The 23,699-nt window shown below is 61.1% G+C and carries 22 protein-coding genes; 17 read left to right on the forward strand and 5 right to left on the reverse strand.

Annotated elements, in window-relative coordinates; translation table 11 throughout:
- Nucleotide 1: 1 nt before the first annotated feature.
- Complete coding sequence (gene proV / locus JZX87_RS16375) at nucleotides 2–1,234, reverse strand: glycine betaine/L-proline ABC transporter ATP-binding protein ProV (protein WP_206826796.1); 1,233 nt, start codon at nucleotides 1,232–1,234, stop codon at nucleotides 2–4.
- 577 nt (nucleotides 1,235–1,811) lie between these two features.
- Here proV and JZX87_RS16380 point away from each other — a divergent pair.
- Genes JZX87_RS16380 through JZX87_RS16405 form a run of 6 tightly spaced genes read left to right on the forward strand, consistent with a single transcriptional unit; the run spans nucleotide 1,812 to nucleotide 9,019 of the window.
- On the forward strand, nucleotides 1,812–2,798 hold the full coding sequence (locus JZX87_RS16380) for a BMP family protein (RefSeq protein WP_206826798.1): 987 nt from the start codon (nucleotides 1,812–1,814) through the stop codon (nucleotides 2,796–2,798).
- A 9-nt stretch (nucleotides 2,799–2,807) separates the two neighbouring features.
- Nucleotides 2,808–4,211, forward strand: coding sequence for an amidase (locus tag JZX87_RS16385; protein WP_206826800.1), 1,404 nt, complete (start codon nucleotides 2,808–2,810; stop codon nucleotides 4,209–4,211).
- On the forward strand, nucleotides 4,208–5,725 hold the full coding sequence (locus JZX87_RS16390; protein WP_206826801.1) for an ABC transporter ATP-binding protein: 1,518 nt from the start codon (nucleotides 4,208–4,210) through the stop codon (nucleotides 5,723–5,725). The genes JZX87_RS16385 and JZX87_RS16390 overlap by 4 nt, the downstream gene beginning before the upstream one ends.
- On the forward strand, nucleotides 5,715–6,764 hold the full coding sequence (locus JZX87_RS16395) for an ABC transporter permease (RefSeq protein WP_206826803.1): 1,050 nt from the start codon (nucleotides 5,715–5,717) through the stop codon (nucleotides 6,762–6,764). Before JZX87_RS16390 ends, JZX87_RS16395 begins: the two co-directional genes overlap by 11 nt.
- The gene (locus JZX87_RS16400; protein ID WP_206826805.1) at nucleotides 6,761–7,705 is read left to right on the forward strand and encodes an ABC transporter permease; all 945 of its coding nucleotides are present in this window, start codon (nucleotides 6,761–6,763) and stop codon (nucleotides 7,703–7,705) included. Before JZX87_RS16395 ends, JZX87_RS16400 begins: the two co-directional genes overlap by 4 nt.
- Nucleotides 7,706–7,729: 24 nt before the next feature.
- The gene (locus JZX87_RS16405) at nucleotides 7,730–9,019 is read left to right on the forward strand and encodes an amidohydrolase family protein (RefSeq protein ID WP_183685717.1); all 1,290 of its coding nucleotides are present in this window, start codon (nucleotides 7,730–7,732) and stop codon (nucleotides 9,017–9,019) included.
- On the opposite strand, the gene ocd is transcribed toward JZX87_RS16405, so the two are convergent.
- Together ocd and rocF are read right to left on the reverse strand one after the other, a co-directional pair.
- Complete coding sequence (gene ocd / locus JZX87_RS16410) at nucleotides 9,016–10,095, reverse strand: ornithine cyclodeaminase (protein WP_148145096.1); 1,080 nt, start codon at nucleotides 10,093–10,095, stop codon at nucleotides 9,016–9,018. The two genes, JZX87_RS16405 and ocd, sit on opposite strands and share 4 nt — an antisense overlap.
- Entirely contained in the window at nucleotides 10,095–11,015 is a 921-nt protein-coding gene (gene rocF, locus JZX87_RS16415) for an arginase (protein ID WP_148145095.1), read from the reverse strand. Before rocF ends, ocd begins: the two co-directional genes overlap by 1 nt.
- A gap of 115 nt (nucleotides 11,016–11,130) precedes the next feature.
- Between rocF and JZX87_RS16420 the strand changes: the two genes are divergently transcribed.
- Together JZX87_RS16420 and JZX87_RS16425 are read left to right on the forward strand one after the other, a co-directional pair.
- Complete coding sequence (locus JZX87_RS16420) at nucleotides 11,131–11,568, forward strand: Lrp/AsnC family transcriptional regulator (protein WP_148145094.1); 438 nt, start codon at nucleotides 11,131–11,133, stop codon at nucleotides 11,566–11,568.
- A 103-nt stretch (nucleotides 11,569–11,671) separates the two neighbouring features.
- Nucleotides 11,672–12,841, forward strand: coding sequence for a pyridoxal phosphate-dependent aminotransferase (locus tag JZX87_RS16425; RefSeq protein ID WP_206826807.1), 1,170 nt, complete (start codon nucleotides 11,672–11,674; stop codon nucleotides 12,839–12,841).
- A 5-nt stretch (nucleotides 12,842–12,846) separates the two neighbouring features.
- Here JZX87_RS16425 and JZX87_RS16430 read toward each other — a convergent pair whose 3' ends face one another.
- A complete protein-coding gene (locus JZX87_RS16430) occupies nucleotides 12,847–13,518 on the reverse strand; it encodes a FadR/GntR family transcriptional regulator (RefSeq protein ID WP_148145092.1) in 672 nt (223 codons plus the stop codon).
- 165 nt (nucleotides 13,519–13,683) lie between these two features.
- Here JZX87_RS16430 and JZX87_RS16435 point away from each other — a divergent pair, with 165 nt between their 5' ends.
- The 9 genes from JZX87_RS16435 to JZX87_RS16475 all read left to right on the forward strand — a co-directional run bounded on the left by JZX87_RS16435 (nucleotide 13,684) and on the right by JZX87_RS16475 (nucleotide 22,598).
- Nucleotides 13,684–15,243, forward strand: coding sequence for a sugar ABC transporter ATP-binding protein (locus JZX87_RS16435; RefSeq protein ID WP_183685725.1), 1,560 nt, complete (start codon nucleotides 13,684–13,686; stop codon nucleotides 15,241–15,243).
- 4 nt (nucleotides 15,244–15,247) lie between these two features.
- Nucleotides 15,248–16,303, forward strand: a complete 1,056-nt coding sequence (locus tag JZX87_RS16440; RefSeq protein ID WP_206826809.1) for an ABC transporter permease — start codon at nucleotides 15,248–15,250, stop codon at nucleotides 16,301–16,303.
- 115 nt (nucleotides 16,304–16,418) lie between these two features.
- Entirely contained in the window at nucleotides 16,419–17,363 is a 945-nt protein-coding gene (locus JZX87_RS16445; protein WP_148145090.1) for an ABC transporter substrate-binding protein, read from the forward strand.
- A gap of 69 nt (nucleotides 17,364–17,432) precedes the next feature.
- Nucleotides 17,433–18,440, forward strand: coding sequence for an aldo/keto reductase (locus JZX87_RS16450; protein ID WP_148145089.1), 1,008 nt, complete (start codon nucleotides 17,433–17,435; stop codon nucleotides 18,438–18,440).
- A 4-nt stretch (nucleotides 18,441–18,444) separates the two neighbouring features.
- On the forward strand, nucleotides 18,445–19,257 hold the full coding sequence (locus tag JZX87_RS16455; protein WP_206826811.1) for an amidohydrolase family protein: 813 nt from the start codon (nucleotides 18,445–18,447) through the stop codon (nucleotides 19,255–19,257).
- Between the two features lie 9 nt (nucleotides 19,258–19,266).
- Complete coding sequence (locus tag JZX87_RS16460) at nucleotides 19,267–19,596, forward strand: L-rhamnose mutarotase (RefSeq protein ID WP_206826813.1); 330 nt, start codon at nucleotides 19,267–19,269, stop codon at nucleotides 19,594–19,596.
- A gap of 12 nt (nucleotides 19,597–19,608) precedes the next feature.
- On the forward strand, nucleotides 19,609–20,343 hold the full coding sequence (locus JZX87_RS16465; RefSeq protein WP_148145088.1) for an SDR family oxidoreductase: 735 nt from the start codon (nucleotides 19,609–19,611) through the stop codon (nucleotides 20,341–20,343).
- A 43-nt stretch (nucleotides 20,344–20,386) separates the two neighbouring features.
- Nucleotides 20,387–21,232, forward strand: a complete 846-nt coding sequence (locus JZX87_RS16470) for a fumarylacetoacetate hydrolase family protein (protein WP_148145087.1) — start codon at nucleotides 20,387–20,389, stop codon at nucleotides 21,230–21,232.
- Between the two features lie 76 nt (nucleotides 21,233–21,308).
- A complete protein-coding gene (locus tag JZX87_RS16475; protein ID WP_183685735.1) occupies nucleotides 21,309–22,598 on the forward strand; it encodes an L-fuconate dehydratase in 1,290 nt (429 codons plus the stop codon).
- A 66-nt stretch (nucleotides 22,599–22,664) separates the two neighbouring features.
- On the opposite strand, the gene JZX87_RS16480 is transcribed toward JZX87_RS16475, so the two are convergent.
- Complete coding sequence (locus JZX87_RS16480; protein WP_206826815.1) at nucleotides 22,665–23,675, reverse strand: zinc-binding alcohol dehydrogenase family protein; 1,011 nt, start codon at nucleotides 23,673–23,675, stop codon at nucleotides 22,665–22,667.
- Nucleotides 23,676–23,699: the final 24 nt, after the last annotated feature.

Here is a 23,699-nt window from a genome sequence, read left to right on the forward strand (position 1 = left end):
ATCAACTGGCGCGGTCAAGCGTTTCGAGCAGCGTCGACTTGCTGATGGAGCCGAGATAGCGCTTGGTCTCGTCGACCACTGGAACCGGCCACGGACTTGCGGCGACCTTGCCGAGGACATTCGACAGGGGCTCGTCGGCCGGGATAGGCTCGATCTCGGACAGGAATGCGCCGCGATAGGGATCGGCCGCCTTGGCCCGCATCTTTTCGATCAGCGAGGTCTGGCTGACGACACCGTGATAGGTCTTGTCGCGACCGAGAATGATCGCATATTCGCGGTCATAATGCTTCATCCGCTCCAGCGCCGCAGCAGCCGTGGTGCCTTGGCGATCGATGATGGTGATCTGCGTCTTGCGCGCGACATCGCCGGCCTTGAAGACCTGGCTTACATCGACATTGCGGAAGAAGGATCGGACATAATCGTTAGCCGGGCTCATGACGATCTCGTCCGGCGTACCGACCTGGATGACATTGCCGTTCTGCATGATGCAGATCCGATCGCCGATGCGCATGGCTTCGTCGAGATCGTGGCTGACAAAGACGATGGTGCGGCTCTGCTCGGCCTGGAGGCGAACGAGTTCGTCCTGCATCTCCGTGCGGATCAGCGGGTCGAGTGCGGAAAACGCCTCGTCCATCAGAAGGATGGTCGGCTCGCTGGCAAGCGCGCGGGCAAGGCCGACACGCTGCTTCATGCCGCCGGAAAGCTGGTCGGGCATGCTGTCGGCGTAACCATCGAGACCGACGGCCTTGAGGGCTGCGAGCGCCTTCTCCTTGCGCTCGGCTTCACCGACGCCGGCAACTTCCAGCCCGAAGGCGGCGTTGTTGAGAACCGTGCGATTGGGCAACAGTGCGAAAGACTGGAACACCATGCTGATATCGCGACGACGGACATCGATCAGTTCGCGGCGGGACATCTTGGTGATGTCGCGGCCATCGATCTCGATCGAACCGGCAGTCGGCTCTATCAGAAGGTTGAGAAGGCGAAGAAGGGTGGATTTGCCGGAACCCGACAGGCCCATGATGACAAAGATTTCGCCGGCCTTGATGTCGAAACTGGCATTGTTGACGCCGACCGAACAGCCGGTCTGGGCGTGGATTTCCGATTTTGTCTTGCCGGCGCGGACCATCTCCATGGCCTTTTCAGGCCGCTCGCCGAAAACCTTGTAGACATTGTTGAGACTGATCTTGGTCGGAGCCGGCTCAGCCGACGCGTCATTTTCAGTTGCAAAAGCCATTCAATACTGGGCCCGGGCTCGATAGCGCGGGCATTCTCCTTTTGTGATTTCCCGAATGCAGCGCCCGCTTGATCGGCGCTAAGGATATCAAGACAACAAAAAGCGGCGAAACAATATCGCCGCCGCGGATATGAGCTGCAGCCGATGCGACGAAACGCATCAAGAAGGCTGCGAAAAACATGTTTGGCGGATCGATCTGGTTTTACTCTCGGCAATACCTTCGATCGGCCAGCTACGTTTCGAAAGGTAGGGAGGAGGGGGGTAAATGTCCATAAAAAAACACAATTCTATTAAGTTGAAGCCTTTGCGTTGCTGCCTGAATGTGTGACGATGACCTTAAATGACAGGGGCTTGCGGCTGTTCGGCCATGGGCGCAAAATATCGATCACGAAGCCGTGATATGGTCGATCGAACCCTCTTGGTCGCATGGAAATCATGCCCGGCTGAGACTAAGCGTCCCTTCGGCGCGACGATGAAGATTGTCATGGATGCTCATTTGATGAGCAGTCAGTTTGCTTGACACTGTTTTGTGCGCTGCCTACAGAATTGACCATACAAAAAGAGGGGATTTCCGTCCATGACGCATGAATTCAAACTGTCCCGCCGTGCACTGATCGCGTCGGCTACCGCCGTCGGCGCAAGCGTTTTTCTTCCTTCCATCGCGCGTGCTGCTCCGCTGAAAGTGGCCGGCATTCACGGATCGCCGGTGGAAAACGCCTGGAACTCGGTTCTGCATGCAGCCCTGCAGGAAGCCGCCAAGGAAGGCGTGATCGAATATGTCTTCTCTGAAGGCGTTTCGGGCACCGATTATGGCCGCGCGATGCGCGAATATGCCGAACAGGGCAACAAGCTGATCATCGGTGAAGCCTATGCTGTCGAAAGCGAAGCCCGTGAAGTGGCTGGCGAATATCCGGAAACCGCCTTCGTTCTCGGTTCCAGCGGTAAGCAGGCCGGCGATAACTTTGGCGTCTTCGGTACCTGGAACCATGACGGCGCCTATCTCGCCGGCATGCTGGCCGGCAAGATGACCAAGAGCAACACGGTCGGCGCCGTCGGCGCCATGCCGATCCCGGAAGTTAACATGCTGATCAACGCTTTTGGCGAAGGTGTAAAGGCCGTCAACCCGAACGCCAAGGTACTTGTCTCGTTCATCGGCACGTTCTTCGATCCGCCGAAGGCACGCGAGGCAGGTCTTGCCCAGATCGATGCCGGCGCGGACATCCTGTTCGGCGAACGTATCGGCACGGCGGATGCCGCGAAGGAACGCGGCATCAAGGCCGTCGGCTCGCTGATCGACTACACGCCGCGTTATCCGGAAACCGTATTCGCCAACGCGCTCTGGGGCTTCCGCCCGATCCTCAATGCGGCCATCGCCGATGTTGCGGCCGGCAAGCCGGTCGGCAAGGACTACACCCCCTTCGGTCTTCTGAAAGAGGGCGGCAGCGACATCGCCTTCGTCAAGGGCGTAGCGCCTGCAGATGCCGAGGCTGCGATGGAAGCCAAGCGCGCCGAGATCAAGGCCGGTACGTTCGAAGTGCCGCGCAACATGAACGAGCCGAAGTAAGCCGGACCGATGCATGCCGACGCGACAGCACTTGCCGAAGCGATCGGCTGCGGACAACTGACGGCGCGGCAGGCGATGGAAAGATCGCTTGCCGCAGCCGAAAAACACGAGGCGCTCGGCGCCATATGTTATCTCGATACCGAACAGGGACTGGCCTCGGCCGATGCCTTCGATGCGCTGCCTGTCGAGCAACGCAAATTCAGGCCGTTCGGCGGTGTGCCGACGCTTGCCAAGGATCTTGGCGGGCCGTTCAAGGGATTTCCGGTCAGCGCTGGATCGAAGTCCCTGCCGAGGCAAGGCGGCGAGGCGGATTCCGATCTCGCGGCCCGTTATCGTGATGCTGGTTTCTGTCTGTTCGGGATTACAACGACACCGGAATTCGGCCTGTCCTTAGCAAGCGAGCCGCTGATCGGCCCGATATCGAAAAATCCGCTTGATCCATCGCTGACATCCGGCGGGTCCTCCGGTGGAGCCGCTGCTGCTGTCGCGGCCGGCATCGTTTCTATTGCGCATGCGACCGATGCCGGTGGGTCGATCCGCGTTCCGGCCGCCTGTTGTGGTCTGGTGGGGTTGAAGCCCGGGCGCGGGGCGATGGCGGCGGGGCCGCTGTTTACCAACCATCTCGGCGGCATTGCCAGCGAACTTGCCGTATGCCGCTCGGTTCGCGATGTGGAGCGGGCATTTTCGGTGCTCGCAGGCTCTGCGCGCGGGCCTTATCCGCCGGTCGAGCAGGCCGTGGCCAAGGCCGGGAAGCTTAGAATCGGGCTGCTGACGGAGCTTGGATCGGATTTTGCGATCGATCCGGTTCGTGCTGAGGCCGTTGCGGATGCTGCCCGTGTCTCGGAGGCGGAGGGGCACGAGATCGTTTCACTGGCATGGAGCGATATTCGCGCGGTCATTGAAGCATCGGGCAGGGCATTTCGCGATGTGATTGCCATCAATCTCGCAAGCCTTGGGAAGCTGCCCGGTATCGATGCTGCTCTGTGGGAACCGATGACGCAGGCGGTTGCCGAAGAGGGCGGCCGGATGAGCGGCGTTGCGGTCTGGGATCTGGTGCAGGCGATGGTTTATGTCAGCCGCGATCTGCATGCGCTGTTCGACCGTTTTGACGTGCTGCTGACGCCGATGCTGGCGTCTGCGCCAAGGCCGATCGGGTCTTTTCCGAGCGATCACCGCGATACCGACTTGCATTTTGCCCGCATGAGTTCTTTCGCCCCGCTTGCGGCGATTGCCAATATCTCCGGTTTCCCGGCAATTACCCTGCCTTTCGGCGTGGATAAGGCCGGTCTGCCCTTGCCGGTGCAGATGATAGCTCCTATGGGGCAGGAGGCGCTGCTTCTGGCCCTTGCCGCAAGGCTAGAGGGCGAACAACGCTGGTCGCACCCTTTCCCAATCACAGGCCTCGACCGATGACGGATACCGTTCTCGACATCAGAAATGTCAGCAAGCGTTTTGGCGATAATCTTGCCAATGACGATATTTCGCTGTCGCTCGCAAAGGGCGAGATCGTTGCGCTGCTCGGCGAAAACGGCGCCGGCAAGACGACGCTGATGAGCATTCTTTTCGGCCATTATGTGCCGGACACGGGTTCCGTTTCGGTGATGGGGCAGATGCTGCCGCCGGGAAAGCCGCGCGCCGCGATCCGCGCCGGTGTCGGCATGGTGCACCAGCATTTTTCGCTGGCGCCGAACCTGACCGTGCTCGAAAACGTCATGACCGGGACGGAAAGCCTCTGGTCTCTCGGTTCCAATGTCTCTGCCGGGCGTAAAAAGCTTCTCGATATTTCGCAGCGTTTCGGGCTGAAGGTCGATCCGGATGCGCGGCTCGGCGATCTTTCGGTCGGCGAGCAGCAGCGCGTCGAAATTTTGAAGGCGCTTTATAACGATGCGCGCATTCTTGTGCTCGACGAGCCGACGGCGGTTCTGACCAAGCTCGAAGCCGAGACGCTGTTTTCGACCTTGAAGGATATGGCGCGGCAGGGGCTGTCGCTGATCTTCATTTCCCACAAGCTGGACGAGGTGATGGCGACGGCCGACCGCATCGTCGTGCTGCGCGGCGGCAGACAAGTCGCCGAGCGCAAGGTGGGCGATACCAGCAAGGCCGAACTTGCCGAACTGATGGTTGGCCGCAAGGTGACGCGCCCGGTGCGCGAGGCTTCGACGCCGGGCGAGATCGTGCTGGAAGCGGCGGGTATTACCGTGCGCTCCGGCGGCGTGGATCGGCTGAAATCCGTCGATTTCCGGCTGAGAGCTGGTGAAGTGCTCGGCATTATCGGTGTGTCCGGTAACGGGCAGGCGGTGCTGGCGCAGCTCTTGAGCGGTACGATCGGCCGCAGCGCCGGCGATCTGGTCCTGTTCGGCAAGGGTGTCGGCGACCTGACGGTGGCGGATGCCGTGTCCTCCGGTATCGGGCGCATTCCAGAGGATCGCAATCGCGACGGCGCGATCGGCGAGATGGCGATCTGGGAAAATGCGGTGCTGGAAAGGCTACCGGAATTTTCCAAGGCCGGACTGGTCGATCGCAAGGCGGGGATCGCCTTTGCGACAAGGATCATCGAGGGCTTTGATGTGCGTGGTGGAACGCCGACCAGCCGTATCCGGCTCTTATCCGGCGGCAACATGCAGAAGCTGATCCTTGGCCGCAACCTGATCGAGCACCCGAAAATCCTGCTTGCGGCGCAGCCGGCGCGTGGACTGGACGAAGGGGCCGTGGCGGCCGTGCATGAACGTATTCTTGAGGCGCGCAAGGCAGGTGCCGCCGTGCTTCTGATTTCCGAGGATCTCGACGAGGTGATGGCGCTGGCCGACCGGATCCAGGCGATTGTCGGCGGGCGGCTGTCACCCTCCGTGAATGCCGAGGATGTCGATGCACAAAGGCTCGGGCTGATGATGGCCGGGGAATGGGGAGGTGCGTCCGATGCGGTTTGAGAGGCGCGAACATCGCTCGACGCTGCTGGTCATATCAACGCCGATCCTCGCCGTGATTGCAGCGCTTGCCATAGCAGGCGTGCTGATCGCCGCTGCCGGTGCGCCGGTTTTCGAGGCCTATTGGAAGATCCTGACCAGCGCCTTCGGCTCGCGGCTTTCCGCGACCGAGACTTTGACACGCGCTTCGCCGCTGATCCTGACCGGACTTGCCGCTGCCGTCGCCTTCCGTGCGCGGCTCTGGAATATCGGCGGGGAGGGGCAGTTCTATCTCGGAGCGATTGCCGCCGCTGCGGCCAGCGCGCATCTGTTTGCCGGCTTGCCGTCACTGCTGCAGATCCCGTTGCTTTTCATCGTCGGCGCGTTTGCCGGCATGGTTCTGCTGCTTGTGCCGTTGTGGCTGCGGTTGCGCTTTTCCGTCGATGAAGTGGTGACGACGCTGCTTTTGAATTTCGTCGCACTTCTGTTCGTCTCGATGCTGATCGATGGCGTGCTGAAAGACCCGGCGGCATTCGGCTGGCCGCAGTCGGAAGCGGTGGATGCCGCCGCCCGCCTGCCTAAACTGCTGGCCCGCTCGCGGCTGCATATCGGCCTCGGCATTGCGGTGGTGATCGCCTTCCTGATCTATTTCGTCCAGACGCGCACGGTGTTCGGCGTGCAGTCGCGCGCTGCGGGCCTCAACCCCTCCGGCGCCGTTTTCGCCGGTGTGCCGCTGGGGCGGACGCTGGTGATCGTCGCGATGATTTCTGGTGGTCTGGCGGGTCTTGCCGGCACGATCGAGGTTCTCGGCGTCAAGGGTTATGTGACGACCGATCTTTCGCCCGGTTATGGGTATTCCGGCATCGTCGTTGCCATGCTCGCCAACCTCAACCCGCTCGGGGTCGTGCTGGCGGCGCTGTTTACCGCCACGATGTTCGTCGGCGCAGACGGGATGAGCCGCAGCATGGGCATTCCGACCTATATTGCCGACGTGACCGTGGCTCTGTCGCTGCTGTCCATGCTGGTCGCGGTGTTCTTCACCCAATACAGGATACGCCGATGAGCGCGCTTTTCGACATCCTCGCCTCTGCCGGCCTCTGGGCCGCCGTGCTGCGGATCGCCACGCCGCTGATCCTTGCCACGCTCGGCGCGCTGATTTCCGAACGCGCCGGCGTGCTGAACCTCGGCATCGAGGGGATCATGACGTTTGGCGCGATGGTCGGCTGGCTGGCCGTTTATAATGGCGCGGATCTCTGGGTTGGGTTGCTGGTTGCTGCACTCGGCGGGGCGATGTTCGGGCTGTTGCATTCGGCGCTGACGGTAACGCTCGGCCTGTCGCAGCATGTCTCGGGTCTCGGTGTGACGCTGTTTGCCTCCAGCTTTGCTTATTACGTTTTCCGGCTGATGGTTCCGGTGGCTGGAACGCCACCGACGATTACGCCGTTCCAGCCGCTCGACATTCCTGTTCTTTCCGATCTGCCCTTCTTCGGCCCGGCATTCTTCACCCAGACGGCGCCGACCTATCTGGCGATCGGGCTGGCGATCGCGCTTGCTTATCTGATTGCTCGCACGCCGGTGGGACTTGCTATCCGAATGACAGGCGAAAACCCGCATGCGGCGGAAGCGCAGGGGCTGAACCCGATGGCGATCCGTTATGGGGCGGTGATTTTCGGCAGCGCGCTGATGGGCGTCGGTGGGGCCTTCCTGACGCTTTCGGCCTTCAACAGCTTCTTCCCCACGATGGTGCAGGGGCGCGGCTGGATCTGCATCGCGCTCGTCGTCTTCGCCTCGTGGAAGCCGGAGCGGGCGTTGCTTGGCGCGATCCTGTTTGCGCTGTTCGATGCCTTCCAACTTCGGCTGCAGACGGTGCTGAGCGGCGTCGTGCCCTACCAGATCTTCCTGATGATCCCCTATCTGCTGTCGATTGCAGCGCTTGCCGTCATGGCGCGGCGCGCCCGTGTGCCACAGGCGCTGATGCAGCCCTATCGCCGCGGTGAGCGCTGAGTTTTCAATTGCGAGGAGCCTTTCATGTTCGATCTCATCATCAAGAACGCCAACCTACCGGATGGCCGAAAGGGCGTCGATATCGCCGTTTCGGGTGGCAAAATTACTGCGATAGAGGCGAATATTGCAGGTGAAGCGCGGGAAACGATCGATGCGACGAACCGGCTTGTCAGCACTTCCTTCGTCGATCCGCATTTCCATATGGACGCCACGCTGTCGCTCGGTCTGCCGCGGATGAACACATCGGGCACGCTGCTGGAAGGGATCGCGCTCTGGGGCGAGCTTCGGCCGCTGTTGAAGAAGGAAGCGCTGGTCGAGCGGGCGCTTGCCTATTGCGATCTCGCAGTCTCCCAGGGCCTTCTGCATATCCGCACCCATGTCGACACCTCCGATCCGAGGCTGGTGACGGCGGAAGCCATGCTGGAAGTGAAGGAGCGTGTTGCCCCCTATATCGACCTGCAGCTCGTCGCCTTCCCGCAGGACGGTTATTATCGTGCTGCCGATGGCGTGAAGTCGCTGGAACGTGCGCTCGACATGGGCGTCGATATCGTCGGCGGCATTCCGCATTTCGAGCGCACCATGCAGGATGGCGCGGCTTCCGTTGAAGCGCTTTGCCGCATCGCCGCCGATCGCGGCCTGCCGGTCGACATGCATTGCGACGAGACGGATGATCCCATGTCTCGCCATATCGAGACGCTCTCGGCTGAGACCGTGCGTTTCGGCCTGCAGGGCCGGGTTGCCGGTTCGCACCTGACCTCGATGCATTCGATGGACAATTATTACGTCTCGAAACTGATTCCACTGATGGCGGAAGCCGAAATCAACGTCATTCCAAACCCGCTGATCAACATCATGCTGCAGGGTCGCCACGACACCTATCCGAAGCGTCGCGGCATGACGCGGGTGCGCGAGCTGATGGCGGCGGGCCTCAACGTCTCCTTCGGCCATGACTGCGTGATGGACCCCTGGTACTCGATGGGCTCCGGCGACATGCTGGAAGTCGGACATATGGCGATCCATGTGGCGCAGATGTCGGGCGTCGAGGACAAGAAGAAGATTTTTGACGCGCTGACCGTCAATTCGGCCAAGACGATGGGGCTGGAGAACTACGGCCTGTCGATCGGCTGCAATGCCGACCTCGTCATACTGCAGGCGGAGGACGTGCTGGAAGGGCTGAGGCTGAAGCCGACGCGGCTTGCCGTGATCCGTCGCGGCAAGGTGATCGCCCACACCGAGCCGAAGATTTCGCATCTTCAGCTCGATGGACGTCCGGGGGAGATCGATATGGGCCGTAATCCGACTAGCCGGGGTTAGGCGATAGCCGCTTCCGGTGAAGTCTGCGCAGCCGCCTGCCGGCGCAGCAACATGCCGAAAAGGTCGCGCGGCTCGTCCGGGTCGGCCACAAGGTCGAGCTTTTCGAAGCGCGTGCTGCCCTTCAGCTTGTCATAGACGTAACGGAGGGCGGAAAAGTCTTCCGTTGCGAAGCCGACGCTGTCGAAGAGTGTGATCTGCGTGTCGCTCTCGCGGCCGGTCGTCTGGCCGGTAATGACCTTCCAGAGTTCGGTGACCGGATGATCGGGGGCAAGCTGCTGGATTTCGCCTTCGATGCGGGTTTGCGGCGGGTATTCGACGAAGATCGACGAGCGCAACAGGATGTCCCGGTGCAGCTCGGTCTTGCCGGGGCAATCGCCGCCGACGGCGTTGATATGCACGCCGGGGCCGATCATGTTGTCGGAAAGGATCGTTGCATTCTGTTTGTCGGCGGTGGCTGTGGTGATGATCTGCGCCCCTTCAACCGCTTCTTCCGCTGAGCGGCAGGCGGTGATGTTCAGACCAAGATGCGAAAGGTTGCGGCGGCAGCGCTCCGCGGCGGCCGGGTCGATATCGTAGAGGCGCAGGTTTTCGATGCCGAGAAGTGAGCGGAAGGCGAGCGCCTGGAACTCGCTTTGGGCGCCGTTGCCGATCAGCGCCATGGTTTTTGCGCCCTTGGGCGCGAGGTGCTTTGCGGCGACCGCCGATGTGGCGGCGGTGCGCAGCGCAGTCAGGATCGTCATCTCCGACAGAAGCAGCGGATAACCGCTCTCGACATCGGACAGCACGCCAAAGGCGGTCACCGTCTGGCGGCCGCTTTTCGTGTTCTTCGGATGGCCGTTGACATATTTGAAGGCGTAGAGCGTGCCGTCACTTGCCGGCATCAGTTCGATCACGCCGTCACGCGAATGCGAGGCGATGCGGGCGACCTTGTCGAACAGCTCCCAACGCCGAAAATCCTCCTCCACATAGGCGGCGAGCTCCTTCAGGAACGTCTCGGTGCCGGTGGACAGCACGAGATCCATCATGTTCTCGACGCTGATGAAGGGGACGATGTTGAGATTCTGTTCGGCCGGCATCAGTTACTCCTTGTCGGTCGGTCGAGGACGGTGCGTCCCATCAGGCTGGCGGTGAGATCGACGAGAAGCGTGGCGGTGCGGCCGCGATCGTCGAGGAAGGGGTTGAGTTCGACCAGATCGAGGCTGGTGACGAGGCCGCTGTCATGCAGCATTTCCATCACCAGATGCGCCTCGCGAAAAGTGGCGCCGCCCGGAACGGTGGTGCCGACAGCGGGCGCAATCGAGGGGTCGAGAAAATCGACGTCGAGGCTGACATGCAGCATGCCGTTTGCCGCTTCCACCTGTTCGATGAAGCGCCGGACGAGAACGGCGACGCCGTGTTCGTCGATGCTGCGCATGTCGTGCACGGTGACGGCATTGCGTTTGATCGTTTCACGTTCGGCGGGATCGACGCTGCGGATGCCGATCATGCAGAGATTGGCCGGGTCGACGGCATGGGAAAGCGGTGGCAGGTAGCCTTCAAAGCCGGGCTGGCCGGTGTAATAGGCGGCGGGGAGGCCGTGAAGGTTGCCGCTGGTGGTGGATTCCAACGTGTGGAAATCCGTGTGCGCGTCGAGCCAGAGGACGAAGAGCGGGCGGCCCTCATCGGCCGCATGGCGGGCGACACCGGCGATAGTGCCGGCGGAGAGCGCATGATCGCCGCCCATGAAGATCGGCATGCCTTTGCCCGCTTCACGATAGGCGACATCGGTCAGGAGTTTCGTCCAGGCGGCGATCTGCGGCAGGTTGCGCACAGCCGGGTTGGGGTGGCGGATGTCGGGAAGCTCATCAATGACGACATTGCCGATATCGGTGACCTCGTGGCCGAGACCTTTGAGCGCGCCCGCAAGATCTGCGACGCGCAGCGCGCTCGGTCCCATTTCGCAGCCAAGTTGGGACGCGCCGTCCTGAAGAGGAATACCTATCAGTCTGCAATGCATTGTGTCACTCCGCTTCCTGAAAATGATCATGGTTATCTGGCGGATTGAATAGATCGATTTGCCAAAATCGATAAAATGGCTTTCCATTTCGGCAGCATGATCTATCAATCTGTTCATGGATGAATTCGACCACAAGCTGGTGACGCTTTTGCGTCACGATGCCCGCCGCAGCATTTCGGATCTGGCGGCCGACCTCGGTACGTCAAGGGCGACGGTGCGGGCACGCATGGAAAAGCTGGAGCGAAACCGCGACGTTCTCGGTTATACGGTGATCCTCAGGGCCGATGCGGTGGAGCTGCCGGTGCGCGGCATCATGATGGTGGAGATCGAGGGGCGTGTTGCCGACCGGGTGATCCAGACGCTGGGCGGTTTTCCCGAGGTTTCCGAGATACACACCACCAATGGACGTTGGGATCTGATCGTCGAACTGGGGACTGCGACGCTGGCTGATTTCGACAATGTGCTTCGTCGCATAAGGCTTGTTCAGGGCATCACGGCCAGCGAAACGAACCTGCTTCTGGCGACGCCGCGTAGCACACGAGCGCGGCTCTGAGCATTTTCGCGTGCCGCGCCGGTTCTGCCCGTTGACGGCCACAATCGACGCGCTTAGTCCTTGCGCCCTGCAATTTGATTTTCTTCAAGTCGAGACACCCTCCATGAATTTTATCAGACCGGATATCAGCGCCCGCGCCGCGTCAGCACCGCGCAGCGGTATTGGCGAGATTGTCACCTATGCCAGAGGGCGCGAGAACCTGATGCCGCTCTGGATCGGCGAGGGTGACCTGCCGACGCCGGATTTCATCACCAAGACGGCGGCGGATGCGCTTGTCGCGGGTGAGACCTTCTATACGTGGACGCAGGGCATTCCCGAGCTTCGCCAGGCAATCGTGCGTTATTACCAGCGCCATTACGCAAACGAGCTTTCGGTCGACAATATCTATGTGACCGGGTCGGGCATGCAGTCGATCGTGCTGGCGATCCAGGCGACGGTCTCGGCCGGTGACGAGATCATCTATTTTTCGCCGTCATGGCCGAATGCGATGCATGCCGCTTTGGTGGCTGAGGTGAAGCCGAAAGCCGTTGCGCTGGATTTCGTCGACGGGCAATGGAAAATCGATATCGATCGCCTCGCTTCTGCGATCACGCCGAAGACCAAGGCGTTGTTCATCAACTCGCCGTCTAACCCGACCGGCTGGACAGCAACGAAGGAAGATCTGGCCGCCGTGCTCGATCTGGCGCGCAAGCATGGTCTCTGGATCATCGCCGACGAGATCTATGGTCTTTATTATTTCGATGGCGCCCGCGCGCCGTCCTTCATGGATGTTATGGATAAGGATGATCGGATCATCTTTGCCCAGTCGTTTTCAAAGAACTGGTGCATGACCGGCTGGCGCGTCGGCTGGATGGTGGCGCCGGCGGAAATCGGCCAGACGCTGACAAATCTCATCCAGTATTCAACCTCCGGCGTGGCGCAGTTCATGCAGAAGGGGGCGATCGTGGCGCTGGATCAGGGCGACGATTTCGTCCGCACCAATATCGAGCGGGCGCGGACCTCGCGCGACATCCTCTGCGATGCGCTGGTGGCGACGAACCGGGTCGAGACCGGTCGTCCGCCGGGCGCGCTCTACGCCTTCCTGAAAATCGACGGCGTGACGGATGCGCGTGCGGAAGCCTTCAAAATCGTTGATGCGACGGGTGTGGGTCTTGCACCGGGTACGGCCTTCGGCCTAGGTGGCGAAACCTTCCTGCGCGCCTGTTATCTGCGTGATCCCAAGCAGATCGATGACGCTGCCGAGCGGTTGAGCGGCTATATCCGCGCGCTTTAAAGCTCTCAGTTTTCAAGCCAGCGGCGGCCTGACGCAGTGAGGTGCGAATGCATCGCCGCCTGTGCTGCCAGTGGATCGCGGGCTTCCAGCGCCGCCAATATGGCGTGGTGTTCGGTAAGTGCTGCCGTCCAGCTATCGGCCGTCTCGAAATGGCCGCGGATGCCGGCAGATAGCGGGCTGTGGCGTTCGTCGAACAGGTTTTCGACGATCTCCGCAAACAGCGTGTTGCCGGTGCTTTCCGCGATGATCAGGTGGAAGGCCCGGTCCTGTTCGATCGGTTTTCGCGTGTTGGCGATATCGTCCGCCATGGCATTGAGTGTCGCGCGCAGCATGACCAGCGTCTTTTCCGACATCGTTGCTGCTGCCTGGACAATGATGGCGCTTTCAATGACGGCGCGCGCCTGCATCAGTTCCGACGGGCTTTCACCCAGGGATCGGCCGTTGCCGGCCGGTTTTGTTGTGTTGAGCACGTAGATGCCCGACCCCATGCGGATCTCGATCGTACCGTCGATTTCGAGCGCGATCAGCGCCTCCCGAAGCGAAGGGCGTGAGACGCCGAGTTGCTGGGCGAGTTCGCGCTCTGCGGGCAGGCGTGCGCCGGCCTGATAATCTCCCCTGGCGATAAGCTGCCGGACGCGGTCTGCAGTCTGCTGGTAGAGGCGTCGTGTATCCGTCATTGAGGTCTGGCCAATTGCGTATTTAACAAGCAGTTGTCCGTCAATTGGCGTCAATAATTGGCATGATGCAAGAAAAATCTGCAAATTGGCTTGACCAAATGACGCGGCCGCGATTTGATAATCCGCAAGAGCCCTGGGAAGCTCTTGCGCGAAGAGGAGATCGCGATGGGAGGAGTGCCGCAACCTGCAGGCATGGCTGGTCATGCCGTTGGGCATGCCGTGCTGTTGAAGCTTGAGGGTGTGTCCAAGGAATTTCCGGGCGTAAAGGCGCTGTCGGGCGTCAGTTTCGATCTGCGCGCCGGCGAGGTGCATGCCGTCTGTGGAGAGAACGGGGCGGGAAAATCGACGCTGATGAAGATCATCAGCGGCGTCTACCAGCCGAATTCCGGTTCGATCACCTTCAAGGGTGAGCCGGTGCAGTTTGCCTCGACGCTTCAATCGGAAGCGGCCGGCATTGCCATCATCCACCAGGAACTCAATCTCGTTCCGCATCTGACAGTGGCGGAAAACATCTATCTCGCCCGCGAGCCGCGGCGCGGTTTTCTCGTCGACCGGAGACGACTGATCGCCGACGCAAAACGCTGTCTCGACCGGCTTGGCGTCGATATCGATCCGAATGTTCAGGTGCGCACGTTGTCGGTCGCACAGTGTCAGATGGTGGAAATCGCCAAGGCGCTGTCGCTCGATGCGACCGTGCTGATCATGGACGAGCCGACCTCGTCGCTGACCGAGCAGGAGGCACAGCTTCTGTTCAAGGTGATCCGCGACCTGAAAGCCCAGGGCACCGGCATCATCTATATCTCGCACCGGTTGGACGAGATGGTGGAGATCGTCGATCGCGTCACTGTGCTGCGTGACGGGCGCTATATCTCGACCGATGATTTTTCTTCGCTGACTGTCGACGACATCGTGGCGCGGATGGTGGGGCGGTCGCTGGAGGACAAGTTTCCCGAGCCGACGCGGGTGCCGGGCGACAAGGTGATCTTTTCCGCAACCGGCCTGACCAGTCGCGGCGTGTTTTCCGACATCAATTTCGAGATCCGCCGTGGCGAGATCCTCGGTTTTGCCGGGCTGATGGGGGCGGGGCGCACGGAGGTGGCACGTGCCATTTTCGGCGCCGATCCGCGCGATGCCGGGACGATCATGCTCGACGGAAGCGAATTGAAGATTTCCGATCCGCGCAGCGCGATCGACGCGGGCATTGCCTATCTTTCCGAAGACCGCAAGGCGCAGGGGTTGGCGGTAAAAATGCCGGTCGATGCCAATCTGGTCATGGCGCGGATGGGCGCGGTCGCGAGCCGTTTCGGCGTGATCGACCGCAAGCGGCATCGCGAGGCGGGCCAGCGCTATGTCGATCTTTTGAACATCCGCACGCCGAGCCTCAGCCAGCCGGTTCGCCTGCTTTCCGGCGGCAACCAGCAGAAGATCATCATCGGCAAATGGCTGTTTCGCGAGCCGCGCATCATGTTTTTCGACGAACCGACGCGCGGTATCGATGTCGGGGCGAAATTCGCCATCTACCAGATCATGGACGAGCTTGCGGCACGTGGCATCGGCGTTGTGCTGATCAGTTCCGAACTGCCGGAAGTGCTCGGCATGTCCGACCGCATCGCCGTCTTCCATGGTGGGCGGATCACAGCGACGCTTGAAACGCGGACGACCTCCCAGGAAGAAATCATGCATTACGCGTCCGGCAGCGGCCGGCGCGGCGAACAGGGATTGTGAAAGCATGGCCGATATGACCAGCGAAAAACCGGCGCAGCAGCCGGCCCCGAAGGCCGCCGGTCAAGGGCGTCGCCTGAGCGAGCGGCAGAAGGATATCATCCAGAAATTTGCAGCACTCGGCAGCCTGCTCGCGCTGGCGGCAGTGTTTTCCGCCACAAGCAGCGCTTTCTTCACCGTCGGCAACGGCATGACGATTGCGCTTCAGGTGACCTCCATTGCGCTGCTGGGCATCGGTGCGACCTATGTCATCATCACCGGCGGGATCGATCTGTCGGTCGGCTCGGTTCTGGCGCTGGCCGGCGTGGTGGCGGCACTTGCGGTGAAGGAACTGCAACTGCCGATCTGGATCGGCATGCTGCTCGGTATCCTGACCGGCTCGCTCTGTGGACTGATCAACGGTTTCGTCATCACCCAGTTGAAGCTGCCGCCCTTCATTGCGACGCTCGGCATGATGCTGATTGCGCGTGGTGTGGCACTGCAGATCACCGGCGCTCGTGCTGTGTCCGGCCTTGGTGAGGCTTTTGGCGAGCTGGGTAACGGTTCTCTGTTCCGGATCGAATCCATCGACGACCAGGGATTTCCGGTCGTGACATTTCCCGGCATTCCCTATCCGGTCGTGCTGATGGTCGTCATCGCTTTCATTGCCGCCTTCGTGCTGAACCGCACGGTGCTCGGCCGTTATATCTATGCGATCGGTTCCAATGCCGACGCGGCGAGACTTTCTGGCGTAAACGTTTCTCGCGTGACCGCCTTTACCTATGTCGTGTCAGGCACGCTCGCCGGCCTAACCGGCTGCGTGCTGATGTCCCGCCTCGTCACCGCGCAGCCCAATGAGGGCGTGGCTTATGAGCTCGACGCGATTGCCAGCGCCGTGATCGGCGGCACGTCGCTGATCGGCGGTGTCGGGACGATTTCCGGCACGATGATCGGTGCCTTCGTCATCGGCATATTGCGCAACGGATTGAACATGAACGGCGTCTCCGCCTTCACCCAGCAGATCATCATCGGCCTCGTCATTCTGGTCACCGTCTGGATCGATCAGCTGCGCAATCGCCGCTGAAGATAAGGGAACGGCCGGGGGCCGGGCCTGACTATGGAAGCCACGGGGAGGGGAGGAGCCTTCCCTTTAAACGGACCTTTGAGGGATATCCCGGGGTCATTCGAGGAGGAAAGACATGCGTAGACTTGCAACGGTCCTGATGGCGTCAGCACTTGCCTTTGCCGGGACGACAGCCGCGTCGGCCGGCGAAATCGCCGTCATCGTCAAGACGGTCAACTCGACTTTCTGGCAGAATGTGCAGAAGGGTGCGGAAGCCGCAATCGGCTCAGCCAAGGGCGAACACACGATGACCTTCCAGGGCCCGGCGGCAGAATCCGCCATTGCCGACGAGGTCAACATGGTCGAGAATGCCGTCAACCGTAAGGTGGCGGCGATCCTGCTTGCGCCGTCGGATCCGGATGCGCTTGTGCCGGCGGTGAAGAAGGCCTGGGAAGCGCGTATCCCGGTCGTCATTATCGACAGCCAGCTTTCCGCGGGGTCGGACAAATATTACCAGTCCTTCCTTGCCACCGATAACAGCAAGGCCGGCGAGCTTGCCGCCAAGGCGCTGATTGAAAAGGTCGGCACGACCGGCAAGATCGCCGTCATGTCCTATGTTGCCGGTGCCGGCTCGGAAATCGGCCGCGTCGGCGGGTTTACCGACTATATCAAGGCCAATTCCAAGCTGGAAATCGTCGGGCCTTATTATTCGCAGTCGCAGATGGCGACCGCGCTGAACCAGACCACCGACGTTCTGGCCGCCAACAGCGACCTGAAGGGTATTTTCGGCGCCAACGAACCGACGGCAATCGGCATGGGCCGGGCGATCAAGCAGGCGGGCAAGGCGGGCAAGGTGGTTGCCATCGGCTTTGACGGAAACCAGGACCTGCAGGAATTCGTCAAGGACGGAACGCTGACCGCCACCGTCGTTCAGGGATCCTACCAGATGGGCGAAAAGGGCATCCAGACGCTGCTTTCGATCCTTGGCAAGCAGAAGGTCGAGAAGACCGTCGATACCGGCGTCGTCGTGGTGACGAAGGACAATATCGACAAGCCGGAAGCCAAGAACGTTCTCTACTAAACAGACCGGCGCGCGGGCGCCTCAATGCCCGCGCGCTCCCTTCTATCACGATCTGGATTTCAGGACATCATGAAGGTTTCGGACAGGCGCAGGCTGCGCAATCGCAACGTCTCGTTCACGCTTATGGGGCTGGGCTGTGCCCAGATGGGCAATCTCTACCGGCTGACCCCCTATCAGGAATCGCTCAGTGCCTTCGAGGCTGCGTGGGATGCCGGCATCCGCTATTTCGATACGGCGCCCTTTTATGGCTATACCCGCTCGGAACGCCGGCTCGGGACGATGGTGACGGATCGGGCGCGGGACGATTATGTGCTGAGCACCAAGGTCGGGCGGCTGATGCTGCCGGATAACAGTGTCGGGCCGGAAGAGGATGCCTTCGTCGCGCCGCTGCCGTTTCGGCCGACCTATGATTACGGTTATGACGCTATCCTGCGCTCTTTCGAGGACAGCCGCCAGCGGCTCGGCATGTTTGCGCCCGACGTGCTTTTTGTCCACGATATCGGCCGCGCCACCCATGGGGATCGTCACCAGCATTACTGGGACCAGTTGACCAAGGGCGGCGGGTTCCGGGCGCTTGGCGAATTGCGTGAGGCAGGTCTGATCAAGGCGATCGGGCTCGGCGTCAACGAATGGCAGGCGATCGCCGATGCGATGGACGAATGCGATATCGACGTGTCGATGCTGGCTGGGCGCTATACGCTCTTGGAACAGGAGAGCTTGGCCCTGCTCGACCGCTGCCACCGCGAAGGTGTCGGGATCGTTGTTGCGGGCGCGTTCAATTCCGGGCTTCTCGCCGGAAACCGAAAGTTCAATTATGCCGAGGCTCCGGCCGATATTCTCGCCCGTGTCGGCGAGATCGAGGCTGCCTGCGAGGCTGAAGGCGTTGCCATGCAGGCGGCGGCCCTCGCCTTTCCGGCGCTACATCCGGCCGTCGTCAGTGTCGTTTCGGGCGCACGCAACGCCGAGCAGATGAAGGCCAATGTCGACTGGTTCGAGCAGGAAATTCCAGCTTCGTTCTGGACCCGATTGCAGGACAAGGGTGTGATCGCTGCCGATGCATCGGTTTCGGGTGGCTGAGACGATGATCATCGATGCCCACCAGCATTTCTGGCTGCTGAAGGATCGCAAAGGCGGCTGGCCGCCACCCGAGCTTGCCGCCATTCACCGCGATTTCTTGCCCGCAGATCTGACATCGGAGATCGACGGTGCCGGCGTCGGCGGCACGATCCTCGTGCAATCGATGCCGAGTGTCGAGGATACGCGGTTCATGCTGGGCCTCGCCGAGAAGAGCGATACCATTCTCGGTGTCGTCGGCTGGGTGGAGATGAAGGCCCCGGATGCGCCGGAGGTGATCGCCGATCTTGCAAAAGCGCCGAAGTTGAAGGGACTGCGGCCGATGCTGCAGAATATCGCCGATCCCGACTGGATCGACGATCCGGCGCTAGAGCCGGCTGTCGAGGCGATGATGGCGCATTATCTGGTGTTCGATGCGCTGGTGCTGGAGCCGCATCTTTCGGCCCTGCATGCCTTCGCCCGCCGTCATCCCGGGCTGCCTGTCGTCATCGATCATGGGGCGAAGCCGCGGATTGCCACGGGACATTATCGCGACTGGCGGCATGCGATGTTGCGGCTCTGCGAACTCGACAATGTTTGCTGCAAGCTTTCCGGCCTGTTGACCGAAGCGGGTGGGCAGAAGCCAGAGGCGCTGCGGCCCTATATCGAGACCATTCTTGAATTGTTCGGAGTTGACCGGGTGATCTGGGGTAGCGACTGGCCGGTAGTCAATCTGGCTGGAAACTATGCCGGATGGATCGCTCAATGCCGCGCGATCGTTCCCCAAGCCGATCACGATGCGGTGTTCGGCAGCAATGCTCGGCGCTTCTATCGATTGTGAGGAAATGAGATGCAGAGAATGGGGATGGTGATTGGTCTCGCGCCGGAAAAGGTCGAGGAATATAAGGCGCTGCATGCTGCCGTGTGGCCCGAGATCCTTGATCTCATATCGCGCTGCAATATCTCCAACTACTCGATATTCCTGCGCGAACCGGAGAACCTGCTGTTCGGTTACTGGGAATATCATGGTACTGATTTCGCTGCAGATATGGCGAAAATGGCAGCGAGCGAGAAGAACCAGGAATGGTGGTCGTACTGTATTCCCTGCCAAAGACCTTTCGCAACGCGAAAGGATGGGGAATGGTGGGCATCGATGGATGAGGTGTTCCATCTGGACTGAAAGGGAGAAGACATGACAGGTAAGCTAGGAGGCAAGGTGGTCGTGGTGACCGCCGCCGGTCAGGGGATAGGACGGGCCAGCGCATTGGCCTATGCCGAAGCGGGCGCACAAGTCTGGGCGACCGATATCAATGAGGAAGCGCTTTCGACGCTGACGGGCAGCACCAATATCGAAACGGCAAAGCTCGATGTGCTCGACAGCGCATCGGTAACGGCATTCTTCGAGCGTGTCGGCGCGATCGATGTACTGTTCAACTGCGCCGGTGTAGTGCATGGCGGCTCGGTGCTGGAGATGACGGACAAGGATCTCGATTTCGCCTTCGATCTCAATGTCCGCGCCATGGTGCGCACGATCAAGGCTGTGCTGCCGGGCATGCTGGAGCGCGGCGACGGCACGATCATCAACATGGCCTCGATCGCTTCCAGCTCCAAGGGCGTACCGAACCGCTGCGCCTATGGCACGACCAAGGCTGCCGTGATCGGGCTGACCAAGGCGATTGCAGCTGACTACGTGACACGCGGCATTCGCTGCAACGCTATCTGCCCCGGTACGGTGGAAAGCCCGTCCTTGGAACAGCGCATGCGTGCCCAGGGCAATTACGAGGAGGCGCGTGCGGCATTTATCGCCCGCCAGCCGATGGGGCGCCTCGGCAGCCCTGAAGAAATTGCGGAACTGGCGGTCTATCTCGCCGGCGCTACCTACACGACCGGGCAGGCCGTCGGCATCGACGGCGGCTGGTCGATCTGAGCCATTTTTGAAAAGCGAAGTTTGAATTGAAAGGACTATTCCGATGAAATTCCTGCGTTATGGCGCGCCCGGCGCTGAAAAGCCTGCGATCGTCGATGCCGACGGCAAGATCCGTGATCTTTCCGCACATGTCTCCGATCTTTCTGGTGCAGCGCTCTCCCCGGATGCGCTGGCGAAACTCGGCGCTGTCGATGCAAAGAGCCTGCCGCTAGTCGAAGGTTCGCCGCGTCTTGGCCCCTGCGTGGCCGGTACCGGCAAGTTCATCTGCATCGGCCTCAACTATTCCGACCACGCCGCCGAGACAGGCGCGACCGTGCCGCCGGAGCCGATCATCTTCATGAAGGCGTCTTCGGCCATCGTCGGCCCGAACGATGACGTCGTCATTCCGCGCGGTTCCGAAAAGACCGACTGGGAAGTCGAGCTCGGCGTCGTCATCGGCAAGACGGCGAAATACGTTTCGGAGGACGATGCGCTGGATTACGTCGCCGGCTATTGCCTGACCAATGACGTTTCCGAACGTGCCTTCCAGGCCGAGCGTTCCGGCCAGTGGACCAAGGGCAAATCCTGCGACACGTTCGGACCGCTCGGCCCCTGGCTGGTGACCAAGGACGAGATTCCTGATCCGCAGAACCTCGGCATGTGGCTGACGGTGAACGGCGAGAAGATGCAGGATGGCTCGTCGAAGACCATGGTCTACGGCGTCAAGTTCCTTGTCTCGTATCTCAGCCAGTTCATGTCGCTGCATCCGGGCGATGTCATCTCCACCGGCACGCCTCCGGGCGTCGGCCTTGGCATGAAGCCGCCGCGCTTCCTCAAGGCCGGTGATGTCGTCGAACTCGGCATCGAAGGCCTCGGCAGCCAGAAGCAGACCTTCGTCGCCGATATCTAAGACGACCGATCGGCGCGCCGGTTTGGAGGCTGGCGCGCCGATTTTTAGACCAAATAAGCCGGCAGAGGAGGCCGCAATGACCCGCATCACCAATCTTCGTGTTTTCGATCTGCGCTTCCCGACTTCGGCAAGCCTTGACGGGTCGGATGCGATGAACCCCGATCCGGATTATTCGGCGGCCTATGTCATCCTCGAAACCGATCGCGACGGGATCGAGGGCCACGGCCTGACCTTTACCATCGGCCGCGGCAACGACATCGTCTGCATGGCGATCGAGGCTATGCGCCATCTGGTGATCGGCAAGGACTTAGCCGAAATGCGCGCTAGCCCCGGCAAATTCTGGCGGCACCTGACGGGCGACAGCCAGTTGCGCTGGATCGGGCCGGATAAGGGGGCGATGCATCTGGCGACCGGTGCCGTGGTCAACGCGCTCTGGGATGCGCTCGCCAAGGAGGCGGGCATGCCGGTGTGGAAATTTGTAGCGACAATGTCGCCGGAAGAGATCGCCGATATCGTCGATTATCGGTATCTCACCGATGCGCTGACCCGCGACGAGGCGATCGACATCCTGCGCAAGGCGGAGAAGGGCAAAGCGGAGCGGATCGCCATTCTCGAGCGTGAAGGTTATGCCTGCTACACGACTTCGGCGGGCTGGCTCGGTTATCCCGACGACAAGCTACGCCGGCTGGCGCAGGAGGCAGTCGATGCCGGGTTCAGCCATGTGAAGATGAAGGTCGGGCGCGATCTGGAAGACGATATCCGCAGGCTTACCATTTGCCGTGAAGTGATCGGGCCGGATCGCTATATGATGATCGATGCCAACCAGGTCTGGGATGTCGACCAGGCGATCGACTGGGTGAAGGCGCTGGCCTTTGCCAAGCCGTTCTTCATCGAGGAGCCGACCAGCCCGGACGATGTGGCGGGGCATAAGAAGATCCGCGAGGCGATCGCGCCGGTGAAGGTGGCGACCGGCGAAATGTGCCAGAACCGCATCATGTTCAAGCAGTTCATCGCCGAGGGCGCGATCGATATAGTGCAGATCGATGCCTGCCGCATGGGCGGGCTGAACGAGGTGCTGGCGGTGCTCTTGATCGCCGCGAAATTCGGCAAGGCGGTATGGCCGCATGCCGGGGGTGTGGGCTTATGCGAATATGTGCAGCATCTGTCGATGATCGACTACATCGCCGTCTCCGGTACCAAGGAGGGACGCGTGATCGAATATGTCGATCATCTGCACGAACATTTCGTTGATCCCTGCGTGATCAAGGACGCCGCCTATATGCCGCCGTCGCGGCCGGGCTTTTCGATCGAGATGAAGCCGCAGTCGATCGAAGCTTATCAGTTCGGTAGACCCAAAGCGGCGTGAACGTGCATCGACACTGGATATGAAAAAGGCGCCTTCCGGCGCCTTTTTCTATTGGGTGGTGAGGCTTCAAACCTCCAGAATGGCCTTGATCACGCCGGCTTCCGGTTTCGACCATTCGGAAAACAGCGCGACTGCGTCGGACAGCGGTGCACGATGGGTGTTAAGCGCGCGGGTCGGAACCTTACCGGCCTCGATCTGGCGCACGACTTCGGCAAAATCATCCGGCTGGGCGTTGCGGCTGGCGATCAGCGTTGCCTCGCGCTTGTGGAATTCCGGGTCGGAGAAGGTGATGTCCTGGCGGACGACGGAGAGCAGCACGTAACGTGCGCCATGGGCGAGGAAATGGAAGCCGCGCTGCATGGGGATGGCGTTGCCGGTGGCGTCGATGACGACATCGTACCATTCGCCGCCGGTCTGCCGCTCGGCGACCTGTTCCGCGTCTGCATCGGCAAAGATCGTCGCGTCTGCGCCGAGTTTTTCGACGGCAAAAGTGAGCCGGTCGTCGCGCGTATCCATGACGGTGACATGGGCGCCGCGGGCCTTGGCAAAGATGATCGCCGACATGCCGATCGGGCCTGAGCCGGTGACGAGCACGCGATCCTCGGACGTGATCGCGCTGCGCTTGACGCCATGGGCGCCGATGGCGAGAAATTCGATCATTGCCGCGTCTTCGAGCGGGATATTGCCGGTCGGGATGACGTTTTCTTCCGGCACGCAGAGATATTCGGCCATGCCGCCATCGCTGTGGACGCCCAGCACCGAGATGTTGCGACAGGCATTGCTGATGCCGCGGCGGCAGGCCTGGCAGGTCCCGCAGGAGAGATAGGGAACGATATAGACGGGTTCGCCGGGTTTAAGCCTGCTGCCGGCCGGAGCCTCCGCGACGGTGCCGGACAACTCATGGCCCATGACGCGTGGATATTGGAGAAACGGATGTTTTCCGGCAAAGATGTGAAAATCTGTGCCGCATATGCCGATATGGCGGATGCGGACTTTGACCTCGCCTTCGCCGCGTGCCGGTTCGGGACGGTCCTCCAGCGCAAGTTGGCCGGGCTCGATACAGACGAGCGCCTTCATGATAAACTCCTGGGGTGGTTTTGG

Source organism: Agrobacterium sp. Ap1 (assembly GCF_017313375.1).
In the GTDB taxonomy this organism is placed as follows: Bacteria; Pseudomonadota; Alphaproteobacteria; order Rhizobiales; family Rhizobiaceae; genus Neorhizobium; species Neorhizobium cellulosilyticum.

Excerpts from the sequence above, each read along its gene's own strand:
- proV (WP_206826796.1), bottom strand. The coding sequence starts at position 1,234 with ATGGCTTTTGCAACTGAAAATGACGCGTCGGCTGAGCCGGCTCCGACC.
- JZX87_RS16380 (WP_206826798.1), top strand. The coding sequence starts at position 1,812 with ATGACGCATGAATTCAAACTGTCCCGCCGTGCACTGATCGCGTCGGCT.
- JZX87_RS16385 (WP_206826800.1), top strand. The coding sequence starts at position 2,808 with ATGCATGCCGACGCGACAGCACTTGCCGAAGCGATCGGCTGCGGACAA.
- JZX87_RS16390 (WP_206826801.1), top strand. The coding sequence starts at position 4,208 with ATGACGGATACCGTTCTCGACATCAGAAATGTCAGCAAGCGTTTTGGC.
- JZX87_RS16395 (WP_206826803.1), top strand. The coding sequence starts at position 5,715 with ATGCGGTTTGAGAGGCGCGAACATCGCTCGACGCTGCTGGTCATATCA.
- JZX87_RS16400 (WP_206826805.1), top strand. The coding sequence starts at position 6,761 with ATGAGCGCGCTTTTCGACATCCTCGCCTCTGCCGGCCTCTGGGCCGCC.
- JZX87_RS16405 (WP_183685717.1), top strand. The coding sequence starts at position 7,730 with ATGTTCGATCTCATCATCAAGAACGCCAACCTACCGGATGGCCGAAAG.
- ocd (WP_148145096.1), bottom strand. The coding sequence starts at position 10,095 with ATGCCGGCCGAACAGAATCTCAACATCGTCCCCTTCATCAGCGTCGAG.
- rocF (WP_148145095.1), bottom strand. The coding sequence starts at position 11,015 with ATGCATTGCAGACTGATAGGTATTCCTCTTCAGGACGGCGCGTCCCAA.
- JZX87_RS16420 (WP_148145094.1), top strand. The coding sequence starts at position 11,131 with ATGGATGAATTCGACCACAAGCTGGTGACGCTTTTGCGTCACGATGCC.
- JZX87_RS16425 (WP_206826807.1), top strand. The coding sequence starts at position 11,672 with ATGAATTTTATCAGACCGGATATCAGCGCCCGCGCCGCGTCAGCACCG.
- JZX87_RS16430 (WP_148145092.1), bottom strand. The coding sequence starts at position 13,518 with ATGACGGATACACGACGCCTCTACCAGCAGACTGCAGACCGCGTCCGG.
- JZX87_RS16435 (WP_183685725.1), top strand. The coding sequence starts at position 13,684 with ATGGGAGGAGTGCCGCAACCTGCAGGCATGGCTGGTCATGCCGTTGGG.
- JZX87_RS16440 (WP_206826809.1), top strand. The coding sequence starts at position 15,248 with ATGGCCGATATGACCAGCGAAAAACCGGCGCAGCAGCCGGCCCCGAAG.
- JZX87_RS16445 (WP_148145090.1), top strand. The coding sequence starts at position 16,419 with ATGCGTAGACTTGCAACGGTCCTGATGGCGTCAGCACTTGCCTTTGCC.
- JZX87_RS16450 (WP_148145089.1), top strand. The coding sequence starts at position 17,433 with ATGAAGGTTTCGGACAGGCGCAGGCTGCGCAATCGCAACGTCTCGTTC.
- JZX87_RS16455 (WP_206826811.1), top strand. The coding sequence starts at position 18,445 with ATGATCATCGATGCCCACCAGCATTTCTGGCTGCTGAAGGATCGCAAA.
- JZX87_RS16460 (WP_206826813.1), top strand. The coding sequence starts at position 19,267 with ATGCAGAGAATGGGGATGGTGATTGGTCTCGCGCCGGAAAAGGTCGAG.
- JZX87_RS16465 (WP_148145088.1), top strand. The coding sequence starts at position 19,609 with ATGACAGGTAAGCTAGGAGGCAAGGTGGTCGTGGTGACCGCCGCCGGT.
- JZX87_RS16470 (WP_148145087.1), top strand. The coding sequence starts at position 20,387 with ATGAAATTCCTGCGTTATGGCGCGCCCGGCGCTGAAAAGCCTGCGATC.
- JZX87_RS16475 (WP_183685735.1), top strand. The coding sequence starts at position 21,309 with ATGACCCGCATCACCAATCTTCGTGTTTTCGATCTGCGCTTCCCGACT.
- JZX87_RS16480 (WP_206826815.1), bottom strand. The coding sequence starts at position 23,675 with ATGAAGGCGCTCGTCTGTATCGAGCCCGGCCAACTTGCGCTGGAGGAC.